We start from the raw sequence: 17,004 nt of genomic DNA on the forward strand, positions 1-17,004 counted from the left end.
ATAAATCTTGCCGTCTTTTATCTGCCTGCCAATCCGCCAAGCACAACCCATAACAGCGGATTTACGGACACACTGCCGTCTGTAATGCCCTCAAAAATGCAGAATCCGATAACGGCTGTCACCGCCGTGTCAGCATACCTTTTCATGCTTCCCCTCATTTTCTATTTTTGTTGCATATTATCTGCGTGTAAGCTATAATAAACTTACGAAATTTTCACACGGAACAGGATTTAAGAGGTACATAATATGGATACATTTGCAGCACTCAATTCCATTTTGGTAAAGCTTTTCAACGATATTTTAAATATTGAAGAAAAGGCATTAATTACAGAAGAATTTAAAGATATTTCCGTAACGGATATGCACATTATCGAAGCGATTGGTATTGCAGAACCTCGTACTATGTCTATGATTTCAAAATCCCTCGGTGTCACAATGGGCACACTGACAACCGGTATCAACGGTCTGGTCCGCAAAGGATACGTTGTCCGCAACCGCAGTGACCGCGACCGCCGTATCGTATACGCTTCGCTGACCGAAAAAGGAATTGCCGCATATCATCATCACATGAAATTCCATAAGAGTATGATTGACAGCATTATGCAGGATTTAAGCGAAGATGAAGCCGTTGTGTTAAATAAGACCTTTAACCGTCTGGAAACATTTTTCGGACAGTGGACAGATAAACATTAAAAAGCTGCGTCTTATAAACGCAGCTTTTTTTATTCATGAAAGAGTGTATTGCGGTACTTCTTTAATGCCACTCTGAGCAGACTGCCTAATACACCGCAGACAATCACTTCCCCAAGTCCCACGGTCAGCATAAAATACCACAGCATGCCTTCTGTACCATACGCATATTTTAATACAAACGGCACGATAACAGTGTTTGCAAGTATCGGCGGCAGTGGCGCTGCCCACGGGTGTTTGCGCAGCATATAGGTTCCGACTGCACCGATCAGTGTTGCAAGACTGCCAAAGACGATATCCCAGATAACCGCACCACCCGTAATATTGGCAATCAGACAGCCGATAAAAAGTCCCGGCACTGCCGCCGGTGTAAATACCGGAAGAATTGTAAGTGCTTCCGCAACTCTGAACTGTATCGGACCAAAGCTCCAGTAGTCAAAGACAAATACCAGCACGACATAAATTGCCGCAATGACCGCTCCCTGCGTAATAAACGTTGTTTTTTCATTTTCATCTGTATATTCCTCATTTCCTTGTATTTCAGCCGGTATACTATCCATCCTCCCCAAAGCTGTTGCAGTAAATATCCAGAAATCTAGATACCATACCACACTGTCTTCCGATTTCCTCATAATTTTCCACCGTCATCGGCGGTACAGTCTGCCAGCCTAACATTTTATACTGTTGGCAGACCTTTGGATTATCTGATATTTTTGGAAAATTCCGGTATTCCCTTAAATACTCAAATCCCAGCCCGTAATCCTTCTTTGCCTGCTTCATCGCTGCCTTTCTGTCTTTAAAAATAGGCATTCCGTCTTTATTTGCACCTATCGCATAAGCCTCTCCATACTGCTGCCAGCGCTCAACCAGTTCCTGATTGTCACATTCGCCCACAACTGTCCCATAACAAATTTCACGCCGTATTACCGGCACTGCCACTATCGCCGCAATCAAAACTACGGTCACTGCCACTGCGGCTATAATCCGTTTCTTTGCAAGTGTGTTATTTATCATAGAATCACCCCTTTACAGCATTTCAACAGCCTGTTCAAATTCCTTTTCCGTTGTAATTCTACCATTTTCATAACAATATCTCAATGCTAAAAAAGCAACAAAGAATCCGCCGGTCATTCCCACCGGCGGATTCTGATTTATTTTATTAAAATATATTTTGCACTACTTGTAACAGCCGCAAAATCAGATTACTTTGTAACGCCTTCTGTCTTGTAGATAAATGTTACAGAACCGTCCATGTCATCTGCCTTTCCTGCAAAGGACTGATAATCTTTTCCAAGGTTGATAACCTTCTTAATTGTATCAATTGCATCGTCTGCATCACTGCCTACAAGAGATGTAATCTGGCTGATTCCTTCTTCGTTGAACTGAATCATACCGTTGTTTAATTCAACCACACCGTCATTTAACTGTTCTGCACCGTCGCTTAATTCGTGTGCGCCGTCATTTAACTGGGTTACACCGCTTGCTAATGCACCTGCTCCCTGTAATAACTGTGCTGTACCAATCTTTAACTGCTTTGCACCATCATCAAGAGCATTGATGCCTGTTACAAGTGCCGGGCTGCTCTCAGAGAGCTGACCGATACCGTTCTTTAAATCAGATGTGCCGGATACGAGTGCCGGAACACCGGATGCTGCTGTAAGCTGTGATGTACCTGCATCAAGCTGCTTTGCACCGGATACAGCATTTGCAATACCGCCGTTTAACGTATCGTTGTTACTCTTTAACTGTGAAAGTCCGCTGTTTAACTGGGCGCTTCCTGAAGAAACACTGCTGCTTCCCGCTACAAGCTGTCCAAGTGCTGTTTCTAATGTATCCTTCTTTGCAACGGCACTCTGTAAACCTGCGTTAACCTGTGCTGCGCCTGCGGCAAGCTGTGCCACGCTGCTGTTTACAGTATTTTCTACCTTACCGGCACTTTCATTGGCTGCCGTATTTACAAGGATAACCATTTCATTCTTATAAATAGAAGCTAAATCGGTAATGCCTGCTGCCTGTAACTGTGCGTTTGCCGCAATACCGGCATTTAAAGCTGTTACAACCGGATTAGAAGCATTTGCTGTTACAAATGAATATGCATCCATGTATTTATTGGCAAGTGCTGTCTGAGCTGCTGTTGTCAGTCCGCTTTCTGAATACATATCCGTAGCAGGCTGGATCAGCAGGTTATCATTTCCTAATGCTGAGAGTGTACCGTTTAACTGTGTGCCTGCGGCTTCAAGTGCCTGTGCGCTTGTCTTTAACTTTGTCTTATTGCTTTCATACTCACTGATAGAAGCTGTCAGTCCGTCTGATAACTGTGCCAGTCCATTGCTGACCTGTGCTGAACCGTCTGCTAATTTTACCATACCGTCCATCAGTCCGTTTTCACCTGAAAGCTGTGCCTGTAACTGTGCCAGTCCGTCTGCAACCTGTGCGGAACCGCTTGCGAGTGCGTCAGAACCGTCTGCCGCGCTTGCAACACCTTCTGTATACTGGCTGATACCTGCCTGTAATGCCGGAAGTCCGTTTGTTTCATCTGCAAGCTGGGATGTACCTGCCTTTAACTGGTTTACACCGTCATTTAAAGTCTTAGCGCCGTCAAATAACTTACCTGAACCGTCATATAACTGTGAAATACCGGAAGTTAATGCCGGCATAGAAGATACTACTGTGCTTAAACCGTCTGAGAGCTGTCCTGCACCGTTGTCTAACTGGGATACACCGTCTGTTAATGTCGGAACCTGGTCATTTAACTGCTGTGTACCGTCTGCAAGTGCCTTGCTTCCGTCTACAAGCTGCGGAGTTGCATCTGCAAGCTGGTTCGTACCGTCTGTGAGCTGGTCAGCCGCATCCTGTAATTCATTGACCTTATCCTTTAAGTTATCAATACTTAAATCATCTGTATCAATGTCAGATAAGAAGTTGCTGGTTGCCATAGACATCATCATATCCAGTTCAAAATCTGTCACATCGGCTGTGACTTCAAAGTATTCTGGAACATCTAAATCCAGTTTTTCATTGTCAAACTTCATATCCAGACTGTCTTTTAAGCCCGGCATTGTAATACCGAATACAACATTGCTGTCGTTGACTTCTGTAATCTTTCCGTTTGTTACTTCAATATTTGAGAAGTTATCGGAAGGAAGAAGCATGCCTGTTACCATTGTAAACGGAACATAAACCGTCTTTGTCTTTCCGTTTACGGTAATGGTCTTTTTCGCATTGTTTGTATAGTCAAAACGCATTGTGACTTTACCGCTCTTTCCTGCAAGGTCACTTGCTGAAATTTCCTTGCCGTCCAGATAGTAAGTTACCTTCATGCTGACAGGTGCGGTCTGTGTTGTTGTACCCTGATACGTAATGCTGTTGCCGTCTGCTGCCCATGTCAGGCTGTTTCCGTTGGTTGTGCTTGTTTCATCACCTGTTAAATTAGTAATGTTTGATAAGCTTGAAACATCTGTAATAGAAGACTTTCCTGTTACATTCTTTAATTTTTCATTAACGATAACATGATCCTGCTGTCCGTCAGCCTTTGTAAATACAAAAACGGTTTCTTCCTTTGAATCGGTCTTTGCTTCGGTTGCAACCTTTGGTGCTGAAGAAAGCTGTGATGTCAGGACATCTGCAATCATTGTTTCTGTGTCTGTATCCTGTTCGTTTGCAGCAACTTCATTCTGAACTGCTGATGATGTATTTGTTCCGCAGGCTGCGAAAGAACACGCCATTAATGCTGCACACATAAATACTGAACCATATTTGAATAATTTCTTCTTAATCATATAATTCTCCATTTCCGCCGTAATCCGGCTTTTACAATCTAATTTCCATTTCTCATCTGCCGTCAGAACTATTTGCTGTAAGTATCTGTTGAAGCATAAGCCACATTTTTAGCTTTTTCTTTCTTATCTTTCTGTCCGAATCCGATACTTGTGTATCTGATAACCTTATCAAATACAACGAAGAATGACGGTAATACAAAGATAACGACAAACATACTGATAATCGCACCTCTTGACATTAACTTACAAAGAGAAGCAACCATATCTACGCTTGAGTAAGCACCAACACCGAATGTTGCGGCAAAGAAGCCTAAGGCACTTACGATGATAGACGGAATAGAGGTTGAAAGAGCCGTTGCAATGGCTTCCTTCTTTCCTGCACCCTCATTACGTTCCTTCTTATATCTTGTTGTCATCAAAATCGCATAATCGACCGTTGCACCTAACTGAATCGTACCGATTACAACCGATGCGATAAACGGAAGTGTCGTTCCTAAGTAATACGGAAGTCCCATGTTAATAAAAATAGCAAATTCAATTGCCGCAACCAGAATAATCGGCAATGAAACGGACTTAAATACACAGAAGATAATAATGAAGATTGCCACAATGGATACGGCACTTACGGTCTTAAAATCTTTATCTGTAATGGTAATCAAATCCTTTGTACACGGTGCTTCACCGATAACCATGGAGTTCTGGTCATATTTCTTTGCAATCGCATCAATCGTAGAAATCTGATTGTTGATTTCATCGGATGCCAGCTTGTAATCTGAACCGATTGCAATCATCTGATGCTTATTACCTTTTAACATATCCTTTAAGTCATCCGGAATAAGTTCGTCCGGAATGGTTGTTCCTGCAAGGGAATTATATCCTAATGCAAAAGAAACACCTTCAACATTTTCCAGTTCGTCTAACATCTTCGTTGCATCTTTTGCTGTCATGTTCGTATCTGCAAGAATCATGTAGACGGAATTCATATCAAAATTTTCTTCCAGAATCTTATTTGCCTGTGAGCAGGCTGTAGATTCAGGGAATGTATCTGTTAAGTTATAGTAAACATTTGTATGATTATATCCGTAAATTGCCGGGAATAATAATACAAGGAAAACGATAATCGGAAGCCATGCGTGGTTGACAACGAAATTTGCAAGCTTATCGAATTTTGCCGGCATAATTTCTTTGTGCATTGTCTTTTCCAATGCCCTGTCAAATGTCAGAATCATGGAAGGAAGAATCGTTACACAGCCGATAACACCGATTACAACACCCTTTGCCATAACAATACCGAGGTCTAAGCCCAGTGTAAATGTCATGAAGCACAGTGCGATAAATCCGGCTACTGTTGTAATGGAAGAACCGACTACGGAAGTAATGGTATTTCCGATAGCCACTGCCATTGCCTTATTATGGTCATCCGGATACTCGCTTTTCTGTTCCTTATAGCTGTGCCATAAGAAAATGGAGTAGTCCATTGTAACACCAAGCTGTAATACCGCTGCAAGTGCTTTGGTAAGGAAAGAAACCTCACCCATAATAACATTAGAGCCTAAGTTGTAAACAATCGCCATACCGATACTTAACATAAAGAATACCGGTACAAGGAAAGAATCCATAAACAGTGCCAGTACAATACTTGTAAGGACTACGGCAATCACAACGTATGCAATCGTTTCCTGCTGTGTGATGTTCTTTGTATCTGTAACAACGGCTGACATACCGCTGATGAAGCACTGTCCGTCAGCAATATTTCTTAATTCCTGAATCGCTGCCATTGTGCCGTCACTTGATGTTGTATCATCAAAGAAAATCATAAACATCGTACAGCCGCTTTCCTGATTTTCAAAATAGCTGCGGTACTTTGACGGAATGATTTCAGTCGGTACTTCTGCACCTACCATACTGTTATAAGAAATAATATCTGTTACATGTTCTACATTTTCAATTTTATCTTCTATCTTTTCAATTCCTTTAGCGTCCATTCCTTTAACAACGACCGTGGCATACGCACCCTTGTTAAATTCATCCATCAGAATGTCCTGCCCTTTCATTGTGTCAATGTCACCGGGCAGATAATACAAAATATCATAATTGACTTTTGTCTTGACATATCCGATGCCTGCCGGAATGAGCAGCAATACGCTTAAAATCAAAATTGGAATTCTAAGCTTAACTATCGCTTTTCCTACCTTTTCCATTATTATTCCTCCTTTTAATACTCAAAATTGTTACTGACCGTTGGTCATTCTCATTTGCGATTGTCATTATAGCACAAAATGACCAGTAGTCAATATAGTTTATAAAAATTTATGACTTTTAGTCATTTTTTATTGACAAACGGATTAAAAACCTCTATTATGCATGGAAGACAAACGTAATTTATAAAAAATTGCAGATAAGGAGACGTTATGGGAAAGTTAGAATCAAATAAATTGCAAAAACGGACCTCTCTGCTCAATACCGCATTTAACCTTTTTACGACCAAAGGTGTCAGCAAGACCTCTATTGCAGAGATTTCTAAAAATGCAGGCATTGCCAAGGGTACATTCTATCTGTATTTTAAAGATAAATATGATATCCGCAATAAACTGGTTTCGCATGAATCCAGCAAGCTGTTTAAACATGCAGCCGCCAATCTTACGCAGTATTGTTTAAAGAATAATCTGACACTGGGATTTGAAGACAAAATTATTTTTATTGCGGACCACATTATCAATGCTTTAAATGAAGATAAGACCCTGCTCACCTTTATTTCCAAAAATTTAAGCTGGGGAATTTTCAGGGAAGCCCTGACAAGTAACATTGCGGAAGACGATGTAAATTTCAAAGATGTATTTTATTCCATGATTGACTGTGCCGAATACGAAATCGAAGAACCGGAAATTATGCTGTTTTTAATTACCGAGCTTGTCAGCTCCACCTGCTACAGCGCAATTCTCTACGAAGAACCGGCAAATATCGAAACGATTAAGCCGTATTTATTTACCACAATCCGCGGCATTATCCGTCAGCATGAAACAGCACCAAAGGCGCAGGCCGAAATGCAGTAACACTACCCGCTTAAAAAAGCACCGGCAGAAAATGACATGTCATTTTCTGCCGGTGCTTCTTTCTTTTAATTTTGCAGTTTTTACTCCCTGCGCAGGGATTTTAACAGCGCGATTTCTTTTGCATAACCGTCCAATTCATTCGGTGTTTCCAGAAAGAACGGCTTATCCGCTAACATCGGGTGGTTGATAATCCGTTCAAAGGCTTCCGTTCCGATTGAACCCTCACCAATCTTTTCATGGCGGTCTTTATGGCTTTCAAACGGATTCTTTGAATCGTTGATATGAATGGCATACAGTCTGTCAATGCCAATAATCTCATCAAACTGCTTTAACACGCCATCAAGGTCATTTACAATGTCATATCCCGCATCGTAGACATGGCACGTATCAAGGCATACCCCCAGATGGTCATTTAATTCCACGCGGTCAATAATCGCGCGCAGTTCTTCAAAAGACCTGCCGATTTCCGAACCCTTGCCCGCCATGGTTTCAAGCAGTACCTTTGTCGTCTGCTCCGGCTTTAACACCTCGTTTAACATCTGTGTAATATAGTCAATTCCGATTTCAACGCCCTGTTTTACATGGCTTCCCGGATGAAAGTTATAAAGATTTCCCGGTACATATTCCATTCTTTTTAAATCATCTGCAAACGTATTTTTTGCAAATTCTCTCGTGCTTTCATCTGCGGAGCATGCATTTAACGTATACGGCGCGTGTGCTAAAATCACATGGATACCGTTTTCTTTTGCAAATGCTTTAAAACTTTCCACGTCCTTTTCATCTATTGCCTTTGCAGCACCGCCGCGCGGGTTTCTTGTAAAAAACTGAAATGTATTTCCTCCGAGTGCAACAGCTTCCTTTCCCATGTGAAGAAAGCCCTTAGATGCCGAAAGATGACAGCCTATCTGAAACATACTTTTTCCTCCCGTTTTTATTCTTCTTTTTCACTGCCGGTACGCTGCAATCGTTGCGTACCGCGTACGTCCACTTTTACAGCAGCGCCTGATAAATCTCTCTTTTCGATACACCGCGGTCTTTTGCCGCCGCTTTCATCGCTTCTTTTTTATCCATGCCCTGGCTGATATACAGGTCAACATGGTCTGCAATACTCATCTGTGCCCACTGTGCCTGTTCTTCCGCTTCAATCGCTTTCCGGCTCTTGCCCTCCACGACCAGCACATATTCACCGCGCGGCTCCTGTTCCTCATAAAAGTCAACCGCCTCTTTAAAGGTCGTAAGCATCGCCTTTTCATGCCGCTTGGTCAGTTCCTTGCAAATCGTGAGCGGGCGGTCTTTGCCAAACACCTCACACAGCTCCTTTAATGTCCGGAGCAGACGGTGTGGCGCTTCATATAAAATAACCGTTCTTGTTTCTTCCTTTAATTCGGAAAGTACTGCCTTGCGCTCCTGCTTGTCAGGCGGCAGAAATGCTTCAAATGCAAACCGTCTGGTCGGTCTTCCAGACATCGTCAGTGCCGTAATACATGCCGCCGGTCCCGGAAGGGAAGTCACGGTTACGCCTGCTTCATGGCACTGGCGCACCAGTTCCTCACCGGGGTCTGAAATGCCCGGCGTTCCCGCATCGGTAATCAGGGCAACCATTGTGCCTGCCAGCATTTTCTCTACCAATACTTTTGCCTTTTCGACCTTGTTATATTCATGATAACTGGTCATCGGGGTCTTGATTTCAAAATGATTGAGCAGCTTAATACTGTTTCTGGTATCCTCTGCCGCAATTAAATCCACTTCTTTTAAGGTCCGAAGCACACGGTAGGTAATATCTTCTAAATTTCCAATCGGTGTTGCGCACAAATACAACATTCCCGTATGTTCCATAACTTCACTCTTTCTGCCGCCAAACGGCCTTTTAGTACATTTTGAGCAGCTCCTGTGTATACGTGCCGTCTTCTTTGTATACAACCAGCGGCGGCTCTACTTTTAAGAGTGCTTTACCGCCTTTGACTGCTTCGATTAACACCATATTGGCATCCTTATTTTCATGCGGATATACCATACGGATTCTTTTGGGTTCTAAATGATGCCGTGTCATCACTTCAAAAATTTCCACAAGCCGCTGTGGGCGGTGCACCATATAAAATCTGCCGCACATTTTCAGACACCGCGAGGCTTCCCGCACCACATCTTCGAGTGTGCAGAGCAGTTCATGGCGCGCAATCGCTTTTGCGGAATGCGGATTGGTCAGTCCATGATTCTCATTCATATACGGCGGATTGGTCGTTACAACATTAAAAGAAGCTCCCCCGAATATCGTGGAAGCCTCTTTAATATCACCCTGTACAATTTTTACAGCTTCTCCGATTTCGTTTAGTTCCACGCTTCTTCTGGCAAGGTCCGCACTGACCGCCTGAATTTCCAGTCCGGTAAATCCGGCGGCATCGGGATTTTTTGCCTGCATTAAAATGGGAATGACCCCATTTCCCGTACCTAAATCAAGAACCTGCTCATTTTTCTGCGCTTTTGCAAAGGAAGACAAAAGCACGGCATCCATTCCAAAACAAAAGCAGTCTTTATTCTGGATAATCCGGTACCCGTTGCGCTGTAAGTCATCAATTCTCTCATTATCATTCGTCATTGATATGGGATTTTCCTTCCTTTTTTTCTAATTCTTCAAGCTGCTTTAACTCTTTATCATCAATATGCATCTTATCGTTGCGGCGCTTCGGCTTAAAGCGGATTTCCGCAACCGGATACTCCCGCACCTCTTTTTCGTCATTGCCGGTTGTCACAACCACCTTGACGCGCTGGCGCAGTACGCTCACGCTTAATACCTCGCCCTTTAACTTATCCGGTGTCGTCACATAATCGCCGATGCCTGGCAGATGACTGTTCAATTCTTCGTAGGTTTCTTCTTCATTTTTCAGACAGCACATCAGTCTTCCGCATACGCCCGATATTTTGGTCGGATTTAACGAAAGATTCTGCTCTTTTGCCATTTTAATCGAAACCGGCACAAATTCCGGCATATAAGTCGCACAGCACAGCGGTCTTCCGCACACGCCGATTCCACCCATAATCTTTGCTTCATCGCGCACCCCAATCTGGCGCAGTTCGATTCGGGTCTTAAATACCGATGCCAGATCCTTTACCAGCTCCCTGAAATCAATTCGTCCGTCCGCCGTAAAATAAAACAGCACCTTATTGTTATCGAATGTATATTCGACTTTGATCAGTTTCATTTCCAGCTTGTGCTTTGCAATCTTTTCCAGACAAATCTGAAAGGCTTCTTTTTCCTTCCGGCGGTTTCTTGCTTCCCGCTCATCATCCTCCGGCGTTGCAATCCGGATGACTGCCTTTAACGGCTGAATTACCTTTTTATCTTCAACTTCCCGGATTCCTAAAACAACATGTCCGTACTCCACGCCACGCGCGGTTTCCACGATAACATGCTGTCCGGTTTCAATGTCTTCATACTTTCCCGGTGCAAAAAAATAAATTTTTCCTGCCTGACGGAACCGGACTCCAATAACCTTTGTCACGAGTTTTCCTCCATTTTATTCCTTTTCATTCTGTTCTAACTCCACTGCCGCCTGCAAATGCAGGACTGCCGTTTTTACCTACATCGCCTCTTTAATTGCCATAATCAGCAGTTCAATAACAAGGTCAAAATTAACATTTGCCTTTAACCGCAGCTTCACCTTGTCAATGGATTTTAAAATGTCTTCCAGCCCCTCATAAGAACAGTTCTTTGCCTGCTCTGCAAGCAATGACATTTCATCTTTAAAAATCAGGGCATTGGAATCCTTTGTGCTTTTAAAGACTAAAACATCCCGGTACCACATTGCCATTAAATCTAAATAATCGTCAATCGTGAGTTTATAATTGGCGATATTTTTGACTTCCGCCATAATTTCCGCTGTTGTCATCTCTTTGGCATAGCGGATAACGTGCATCACTTCTTCTTTTAACTGTGCAAATTCTTTTGATGTTGCAATCGTTACGGCACGGCCGATTTTTCCCTGTGCAAATGCAGTTGCAAAACGGCACTCATAGTCCGTTAAATCATACTTTTCCTGTAAATACTGTGTTACCAGTGTATCCCGCAGCGGTCTGAAATCCAGTCTGACACATCTTGATAAAATGGTCTGTAAAAATGTATCCGCATTGGTTGTCAGCAAAATAATAATGCCGTATGCCGGCGGTTCTTCAATCGTCTTTAACAGGGCATTCTGCGCCTGCTGTGTCAGCTTCTCCGCCTCGTCAATAATATAAATCTTATACCGGCTGCTGTATGGCTTAATCTGCATATCGCCGATAACCTGTTCTCTTACATCATCGACACCGATACTGCCCGGTTTTTCATGATGCACCCAGATAATATCCGGCTGATTGCCCGATTCACTCTGGATACAGGAATGACACGTACCGCAGGGTTCCTGTCCGTGCCGTTCACATTGCAGTGTTTCGGCAAAAATGCCCGCCGTCATCTTTTTTCCCGAACCCATCGGTCCGTTAAAAATATAGGCATGTGAAACCTTATTGAGTCTTATTGCATTCTGTAAATGTTCCTTTATCTGTTCGTGTCCGTAAATATCTGCAAACTTACTCATGATTTGTCCTTTCTGTTTTCCGTTCCAATTTCCGGATTGTATCACGTTGAAATATCCAAAAGCAGACCACGGATATCATCAATCTTACTGATAATGGCAAGGTGGTCTTTTTCGTCCTTGACCAGCTCGCCCGCAAGGTCATCGAGATTCTTATCCACCAGTCTTACAATACCGTAAACTCTGTGGCGCCCGCGTCTGTCGAGGAAATTCTCACGCGAAAATTCATGGGAACGGCTCACCACTTCATTTAAAAATCCCTTAACCAGTTCCCTGTACTTTTTCATATCTTTAATATCCATGTGTTTGGAAATCTTATCACCCTGCACCGTGATTTGCTCCATCATGGAATTTAATTTTTCCTGAAGATCCTTTTCTTCGATATTGCGGATCAGCGTAAATTTAAAGCTGTCATCTCCACTGTCCACGCTCTTTGTCGGTTCTTCTACCTGTTGTATCTTTGATACGTCATTTACCTTAATATCCACAAAAATACCCCCATTTTGGCACTATATAAGCATTATAGCATACTTTACCGCATAAACCAATAAATCTTTACCTAAGTTTCCACAGTTTCATCCATATATCATTTACATATACAGTAAACATTTTTAATCGCGGCTTTTTTGTTCACCAATATTCCTTAAAATCTCCTGCTTAATTGCCGCCACACTGTCTTCTAACCCGTCATTGTTTGAAAAATGCTTTGTAATCCCGGATTTTTTTAAATTTTCTTCGGAAAAATCCTGCTCATCTGCCAAAAACCTACGGCACAGTTCCGCATACTTTGGCTTTTCCTGTTCTTCTTCCCTGTGAATAGCACGCAGAAGCCGGATTTTATCCTCTACTTCTATATATATCGGCAAAAGATGTTCTTTTCCGTAATATTTGCAAAATCCGTCATACGCTTCAAGCGTTCCGATAACAATATAGCGGTTCTTTCCGCCTAACTGTATCTGCCCGTCATTGACCGTAAAATATTTCCACACGCCGATAACCGTATCATAACAGCGCATTTCGATGATTTTTCCTTCTTTTTCAAGCCGCGCAGCTTCATCATCATTTACAAAATGATACTCAACGCCCTCCGCTTCTCCCGCCCGCATTGGCCTTGTCGTATACATGGTAATTCTCTTTAAATGAAGCTGCTCATCGTGTGCAAGCTGTTCGTAAATGTGGTCTTTTCCCGTTGCACTTTTTCCCATTAAAAATATGATTTCAGGCATGAAACATATACTCCTTTTTCACTTTTTTCAATACCGATAACTTCCAAATTTTTCTGGATTCCTTCACGGATAATCTCTGCAATTTCTCCTGTATAAACCTCTCCCGCCTGAATAAGCGGTATACCCGGCGGATAAAAGCACACGCCTGCCGCCGCAGTTCTTCCCACGCATAAATCCAGTTCTACCGGCTCGGCGTCCCCATTCTGCGCATCATACGGATTACATTTCACCTCCGGAAAACATTCCATAAAAGCAGTTATTTTTTCTACGTTTTCAAGTTCTGTTGGCAATTCATTCCTTTGTTTTATGTCCTGTTCCGTCTGTAGTTGTGATTTCTGTCCTCTTCTGATTTTCGTCTGCATTTCATCATCTATCTGTCTGAGCGCTTCAAAAAAACGCTCATAATATTCATCGGTATCCCCGATACTGGTCATCGCAATGACATATTGCAAAGAAGCCATTTCAAGCTGGATATGATATTTATTTAACAATTCCTGATACAATTTTTTTCCGTCCCGTACAAGCAGTACAATCTTTGAAATGTCATCGGTCGGAAACAGTCGGATATTCGTAAGTGTTTCTAACTTTTTCCGCAATGCCAGAAGCCGTGTCACATACGCATTAAAAAGAGGTTTTCCTTTCGTTTCAAGCACTGTCATACAACGGTCAATGCCACCCATTAACACATAGGACGGACTGGTGGTCTGATACATATCCCAATACCGCCGCACCCGCTCTTTATCAATATTTCCCTGCAAATGCAGTAACGCCGTCTGTGTCAGGGACGGCAGTGTTTTATGAATACTCTGGATTACCGCATCGGCACCGCAGAATACCGCCGATTCCGGAAAAGCTTCATGAAATGCAAAATGCGCGCCGTGCGCTTCATCTACAATCAATATCTTACCATACCGGTGTACGATTTCCGCAATTTTTTTTACATCCGATACAATTCCCTCATACGTCGGCGAAGTAATAATAACCGCACGGATATTTTCATGCTGTTTGAATGCCTGTTCAACCTGACTTGGTGATACCGCACCGTAAATGCCGCTTGTGACTTCCTTGGGATACAGATACACCGGATTTAATTCATTTAAGTAAATGGCATTATACACGGCACGGTGACAGTTTCTTGCGACCAGCACCGTATCATTTTTTTTTGTTGCACCGCAGATTGCCGCCAACAGCCCCGCACTGCTTCCGTTTATCAGCCACAGACTTTCCTCTGCACCGAATAATTTTGCCGTCCGCTCAAAGGCTTCTTTTAAAATATCCTCTGCATGATGCATATTGTCAAATCCATCAATTTCCGTAATGTCAATCGCATAGGGGTTTGGCATGACAAACTCCTGTGTATTTCTTTTTGCTCCCGGCATATGTAACGGCACATAATCTGCACCGCAGTATTCCTCCAGCCGCTCTAATAAATCTTTTTTCATTCTTTCTCCGTTTCATGCAAAAAAGCTGCTTAAACCTGCAAAAAGCCAGATTTCTATTTTTTCTGACCTTGTCCGGTTTAGACAGCTCCTTTGCTTTTATATTCTGACCCGACATTTCTGTCAAAGTCTGCTTTTAAATCTGTTATTTTGTCACAATTAATTTCATTTCAGCCGTTGCTGTGCTTCCGATTGCATCTGTTACCTGATACTTCATCGTATATTCGCCTACCGCATCGGTTGTATATCGTCCGCTAACTGCGATTTTATCTGTAATATCATTGCCACAGGTATCTTTTGCCGTCACACCTTTTAAGAAATCAACGGTATCTCCCACCTTTACGGTAATATCCTGTACTCCTGAAAGTGTCGCACTCTCCTTATGCCATGGATTTGTTTCATCCGGGTCTGTCGGGTCCCAGCCTGCATTTGGGCTGTCTAACGGAATTTTAATAGATTCCGGCTTGCCAAGCGGTCCCGGATTCGCAGCATCATCATAAATATCAACCGTTGTTCCCTGCGGACAGTTTTCATACAGCCATAATACATCACGGACGCACATTCTGACACAGCCCAGTGATGCAAATGTACCCAGCTTATTATATTCTTCTGTTTCAAGTGTATTATTGGCTGCCTTTAAATACGGTACGGAATGGAACAGATATCCGCCGCTGATACGGTACGCATAATGTCCATAGGTATTGTCCACCATTAAACGCCATACATACATATCCGATGTTTTATAATTTTCACCGGTAATCGTTTCTTCTCCTGCTCTGCCGCAGGATGCCGCAAATGCTTTTACCGGAATTGAATACGAACCGCTCTCATCAATCCCGTAGACCGTTACACAGTTTGCCGCTCTGTTGACTTTAATGTGATACGGATATGCCACTCCGGCTGGTACGGTATAAGAAACTTCCTTCTGCTGTTCCGGCTCTTTTAAATCTATCCATGTCACTTCTTTGGTCTGCTGTTCGCCGTTATTCTTATTGCTGCCGTCACCCTGTGCATTATTATCCGCACCCGGTGAAGCCTTATTTTCTTTACTTTCATTACCCTGCGTAATGCCTAACTTACTGCCAAGCGGTGTGAACCGGATACATACAAATGCACCGGCGCCCAGCACTGCAAGAATCAGTATGATATAGATTATCAGTGCTTTCCAATTGCGCTGAAACCAGTTTTTCCGTCTTCTTAAATATTTATAATTAATGTTTCCTTTACTCATTTTATCCTCCGTTTCGGACAGTCCCCGAAAATTCTTCTAAAAACATTTCTGCTCAAAATGCTTCAACTCACGCTGTTTTTGCAAATTGCACATTTTTCTTATAAATTTAAAATGTTTTTGTATCCATTCCTGTGCATGTTCTCAAAATACTTTATTTTTTCAATCCATTTCAGCACATACATTTACTATGATAACACATCGGTATAATAATTCAACCTGTATTTATATTTTCCGGGACTTTTACCTTCTATTCCCGACAAAACACCATTTTTTTCCCCCTTTTGACAAAGGTCCAAAATTATACAGTGTCTTTCTTCTCCCATTATATTTAGGATTATCTCTTTTTATGTTCTATAAATCTGCAATCAAAAAAAACTCAACCTTTCAAAAAGATTGAGTTTCCTAACTTAGTGCCTAGAACCGGAATCGAACCAGTGACACGAGGATTTTCAGTCCTCTGCTCTACCGACTGAGCTATCTAGGCATAGTAGCGGGGACAGGATTTGAACCTGTGACCTTCGGGTTATGAGCCCGACGAGCTTCCGAACTGCTCTACCCCGCGTTATTCATTTAATTTATTATATGCAAAACATATAACAAATATGCAAAATTATAAAAGAATATAATGGACGGAGAAGGATTCGAACCTTCGAAGGCATCGCCAGCAGATTTACAGTCTGTCCCCTTTGGCCACTCGGGAATCCGTCCATATTCAATTAAAACGCAATAACCCATCTTCATATCCGTAGATAAGCCACCGCGAAAGCCGACAGTCGGAGTCGAACCAACAACCTGCTGATTACAAATCAGCTGCTCTGCCATTGAGCCATGTCGGCAAAGTGGGACCAATAGGGCTCGAACCTATGACCCTCTGCTTGTAAGGCAGATGCTCTCCCAGCTGAGCTATGATCCCATTAAACATGCTATATACAATTATAAATTGTAAACGACCCGGATGGGGTTCGAACCCACGACCTCCGCCGTGACAGGGCGGCGCTCTAACCAGCTGAGCCACCAGGCC

General features: G+C 42.7%; 16 protein-coding genes and 6 tRNA genes. 2 read left to right on the plus strand and 20 right to left on the minus strand.

Annotation, left to right across the window (positions count from 1 at the left end; genetic code table 11):
• Window positions 1-17: 17 nt before the first annotated feature.
• Window positions 18-146, minus strand: a complete 129-nt coding sequence (locus WMO37_RS10415; RefSeq protein ID WP_349154972.1) for a hypothetical protein — start codon at window positions 144-146, stop codon at window positions 18-20.
• Between the two features lie 100 nt (window positions 147-246).
• Here WMO37_RS10415 and WMO37_RS10420 point away from each other — a divergent pair, with 100 nt between their 5' ends.
• The gene (locus WMO37_RS10420) at window positions 247-693 is read left to right on the plus strand and encodes a MarR family winged helix-turn-helix transcriptional regulator (protein ID WP_022433206.1); all 447 of its coding nucleotides are present in this window, start codon (window positions 247-249) and stop codon (window positions 691-693) included.
• A 29-nt stretch (window positions 694-722) separates the two neighbouring features.
• On the opposite strand, the gene WMO37_RS10425 is transcribed toward WMO37_RS10420, so the two are convergent.
• The 4 genes from WMO37_RS10425 to WMO37_RS10440 all read right to left on the minus strand — a co-directional run bounded on the left by WMO37_RS10425 (window position 723) and on the right by WMO37_RS10440 (window position 6,670).
• Entirely contained in the window at window positions 723-1,250 is a 528-nt protein-coding gene (locus WMO37_RS10425; protein WP_349154973.1) for a QueT transporter family protein, read from the minus strand.
• The gene (locus WMO37_RS10430; RefSeq protein ID WP_022433208.1) at window positions 1,243-1,704 is read right to left on the minus strand and encodes a hypothetical protein; all 462 of its coding nucleotides are present in this window, start codon (window positions 1,702-1,704) and stop codon (window positions 1,243-1,245) included. Before WMO37_RS10430 ends, WMO37_RS10425 begins: the two co-directional genes overlap by 8 nt.
• A 188-nt stretch (window positions 1,705-1,892) precedes the next feature.
• Complete coding sequence (locus tag WMO37_RS10435) at window positions 1,893-4,469, minus strand: hypothetical protein (protein ID WP_349154974.1); 2,577 nt, start codon at window positions 4,467-4,469, stop codon at window positions 1,893-1,895.
• A gap of 68 nt (window positions 4,470-4,537) precedes the next feature.
• Complete coding sequence (locus WMO37_RS10440) at window positions 4,538-6,670, minus strand: efflux RND transporter permease subunit (protein ID WP_022432463.1); 2,133 nt, start codon at window positions 6,668-6,670, stop codon at window positions 4,538-4,540.
• Between the two features lie 210 nt (window positions 6,671-6,880).
• Between WMO37_RS10440 and WMO37_RS10445 the strand changes: the two genes are divergently transcribed.
• Window positions 6,881-7,522: a TetR/AcrR family transcriptional regulator gene (locus WMO37_RS10445; protein ID WP_022432464.1), complete on the plus strand. Its 642-nt coding sequence runs from the start codon at window positions 6,881-6,883 to the stop codon at window positions 7,520-7,522.
• 80 nt (window positions 7,523-7,602) lie between these two features.
• Here WMO37_RS10445 and WMO37_RS10450 read toward each other — a convergent pair whose 3' ends face one another.
• The 15 genes from WMO37_RS10450 to WMO37_RS10520 form a co-directional block, all read right to left on the minus strand.
• A complete protein-coding gene (locus WMO37_RS10450) occupies window positions 7,603-8,436 on the minus strand; it encodes a deoxyribonuclease IV (RefSeq protein ID WP_022432103.1) in 834 nt (277 codons plus the stop codon).
• Between the two features lie 76 nt (window positions 8,437-8,512).
• Window positions 8,513-9,358 carry a 16S rRNA (cytidine(1402)-2'-O)-methyltransferase gene (rsmI, locus tag WMO37_RS10455; protein WP_227089809.1) on the minus strand — a complete coding sequence of 282 codons (846 nt, stop codon included), beginning with the start codon at window positions 9,356-9,358 and terminating at the stop codon, window positions 8,513-8,515.
• A gap of 31 nt (window positions 9,359-9,389) precedes the next feature.
• On the minus strand, window positions 9,390-10,115 hold the full coding sequence (locus WMO37_RS10460) for a tRNA1(Val) (adenine(37)-N6)-methyltransferase (protein ID WP_227089808.1): 726 nt from the start codon (window positions 10,113-10,115) through the stop codon (window positions 9,390-9,392).
• Window positions 10,105-11,019, minus strand: a complete 915-nt coding sequence (locus tag WMO37_RS10465) for a PSP1 domain-containing protein (RefSeq protein WP_227089807.1) — start codon at window positions 11,017-11,019, stop codon at window positions 10,105-10,107. Before WMO37_RS10465 ends, WMO37_RS10460 begins: the two co-directional genes overlap by 11 nt.
• 78 nt (window positions 11,020-11,097) lie before the next feature.
• A complete protein-coding gene (locus WMO37_RS10470) occupies window positions 11,098-12,090 on the minus strand; it encodes a DNA polymerase III subunit (RefSeq protein WP_227089806.1) in 993 nt (330 codons plus the stop codon).
• A 41-nt stretch (window positions 12,091-12,131) separates the two neighbouring features.
• Entirely contained in the window at window positions 12,132-12,575 is a 444-nt protein-coding gene (locus WMO37_RS10475; protein ID WP_022432108.1) for a YaaR family protein, read from the minus strand.
• Window positions 12,576-12,698: 123 nt separating this feature from the next.
• Entirely contained in the window at window positions 12,699-13,313 is a 615-nt protein-coding gene (locus WMO37_RS10480) for a nucleoside/nucleotide kinase family protein (protein ID WP_022432109.1), read from the minus strand.
• A complete protein-coding gene (locus WMO37_RS10485) occupies window positions 13,292-14,755 on the minus strand; it encodes an aminotransferase class I/II-fold pyridoxal phosphate-dependent enzyme (protein ID WP_349154975.1) in 1,464 nt (487 codons plus the stop codon). Before WMO37_RS10485 ends, WMO37_RS10480 begins: the two co-directional genes overlap by 22 nt.
• Before the next feature lie 142 nt (window positions 14,756-14,897).
• Window positions 14,898-15,983, minus strand: coding sequence for a L,D-transpeptidase family protein (locus WMO37_RS10490; protein ID WP_349154976.1), 1,086 nt, complete (start codon window positions 15,981-15,983; stop codon window positions 14,898-14,900).
• A gap of 411 nt (window positions 15,984-16,394) precedes the next feature.
• Window positions 16,395-16,467 (minus strand) — tRNA-Phe (locus tag WMO37_RS10495).
• Window positions 16,468-16,471: 4 nt separating this feature from the next.
• Window positions 16,472-16,545 (minus strand) — tRNA-Met (locus WMO37_RS10500).
• A 64-nt stretch (window positions 16,546-16,609) separates the two neighbouring features.
• Window positions 16,610-16,691 (minus strand) — tRNA-Tyr (locus tag WMO37_RS10505).
• A 56-nt stretch (window positions 16,692-16,747) separates the two neighbouring features.
• Window positions 16,748-16,819 (minus strand) — tRNA-Thr (locus WMO37_RS10510).
• 4 nt (window positions 16,820-16,823) lie between these two features.
• Window positions 16,824-16,896, minus strand: a tRNA-Val gene (locus tag WMO37_RS10515).
• Window positions 16,897-16,930: 34 nt separating this feature from the next.
• A tRNA-Asp gene (locus WMO37_RS10520) sits at window positions 16,931-17,004 on the minus strand.

Source organism: Lachnospira intestinalis (assembly GCF_040095895.1).
GTDB lineage: Bacteria > Bacillota > Clostridia > Lachnospirales > Lachnospiraceae > Lachnospira > Lachnospira intestinalis.

Coding starts and splice junctions, on each gene's coding strand:
- WMO37_RS10425 (WP_349154973.1), bottom strand. CDS start 1,250: ATGGATAGTATACCGGCTGAAATACAAGGAAATGAGGAATATACAGAT.
- WMO37_RS10445 (WP_022432464.1), top strand. CDS start 6,881: ATGGGAAAGTTAGAATCAAATAAATTGCAAAAACGGACCTCTCTGCTC.
- WMO37_RS10480 (WP_022432109.1), bottom strand. CDS start 13,313: ATGCCTGAAATCATATTTTTAATGGGAAAAAGTGCAACGGGAAAAGAC.
- WMO37_RS10460 (WP_227089808.1), bottom strand. CDS start 10,115: ATGACGAATGATAATGAGAGAATTGATGACTTACAGCGCAACGGGTAC.
- rsmI (WP_227089809.1), bottom strand. CDS start 9,358: ATGGAACATACGGGAATGTTGTATTTGTGCGCAACACCGATTGGAAAT.
- WMO37_RS10415 (WP_349154972.1), bottom strand. CDS start 146: ATGAAAAGGTATGCTGACACGGCGGTGACAGCCGTTATCGGATTCTGC.
- WMO37_RS10435 (WP_349154974.1), bottom strand. CDS start 4,469: ATGATTAAGAAGAAATTATTCAAATATGGTTCAGTATTTATGTGTGCA.
- WMO37_RS10420 (WP_022433206.1), top strand. CDS start 247: ATGGATACATTTGCAGCACTCAATTCCATTTTGGTAAAGCTTTTCAAC.
- WMO37_RS10450 (WP_022432103.1), bottom strand. CDS start 8,436: ATGTTTCAGATAGGCTGTCATCTTTCGGCATCTAAGGGCTTTCTTCAC.
- WMO37_RS10490 (WP_349154976.1), bottom strand. CDS start 15,983: ATGAGTAAAGGAAACATTAATTATAAATATTTAAGAAGACGGAAAAAC.
- WMO37_RS10485 (WP_349154975.1), bottom strand. CDS start 14,755: ATGAAAAAAGATTTATTAGAGCGGCTGGAGGAATACTGCGGTGCAGAT.
- WMO37_RS10430 (WP_022433208.1), bottom strand. CDS start 1,704: ATGATAAATAACACACTTGCAAAGAAACGGATTATAGCCGCAGTGGCA.
- WMO37_RS10440 (WP_022432463.1), bottom strand. CDS start 6,670: ATGGAAAAGGTAGGAAAAGCGATAGTTAAGCTTAGAATTCCAATTTTG.
- WMO37_RS10470 (WP_227089806.1), bottom strand. CDS start 12,090: ATGAGTAAGTTTGCAGATATTTACGGACACGAACAGATAAAGGAACAT.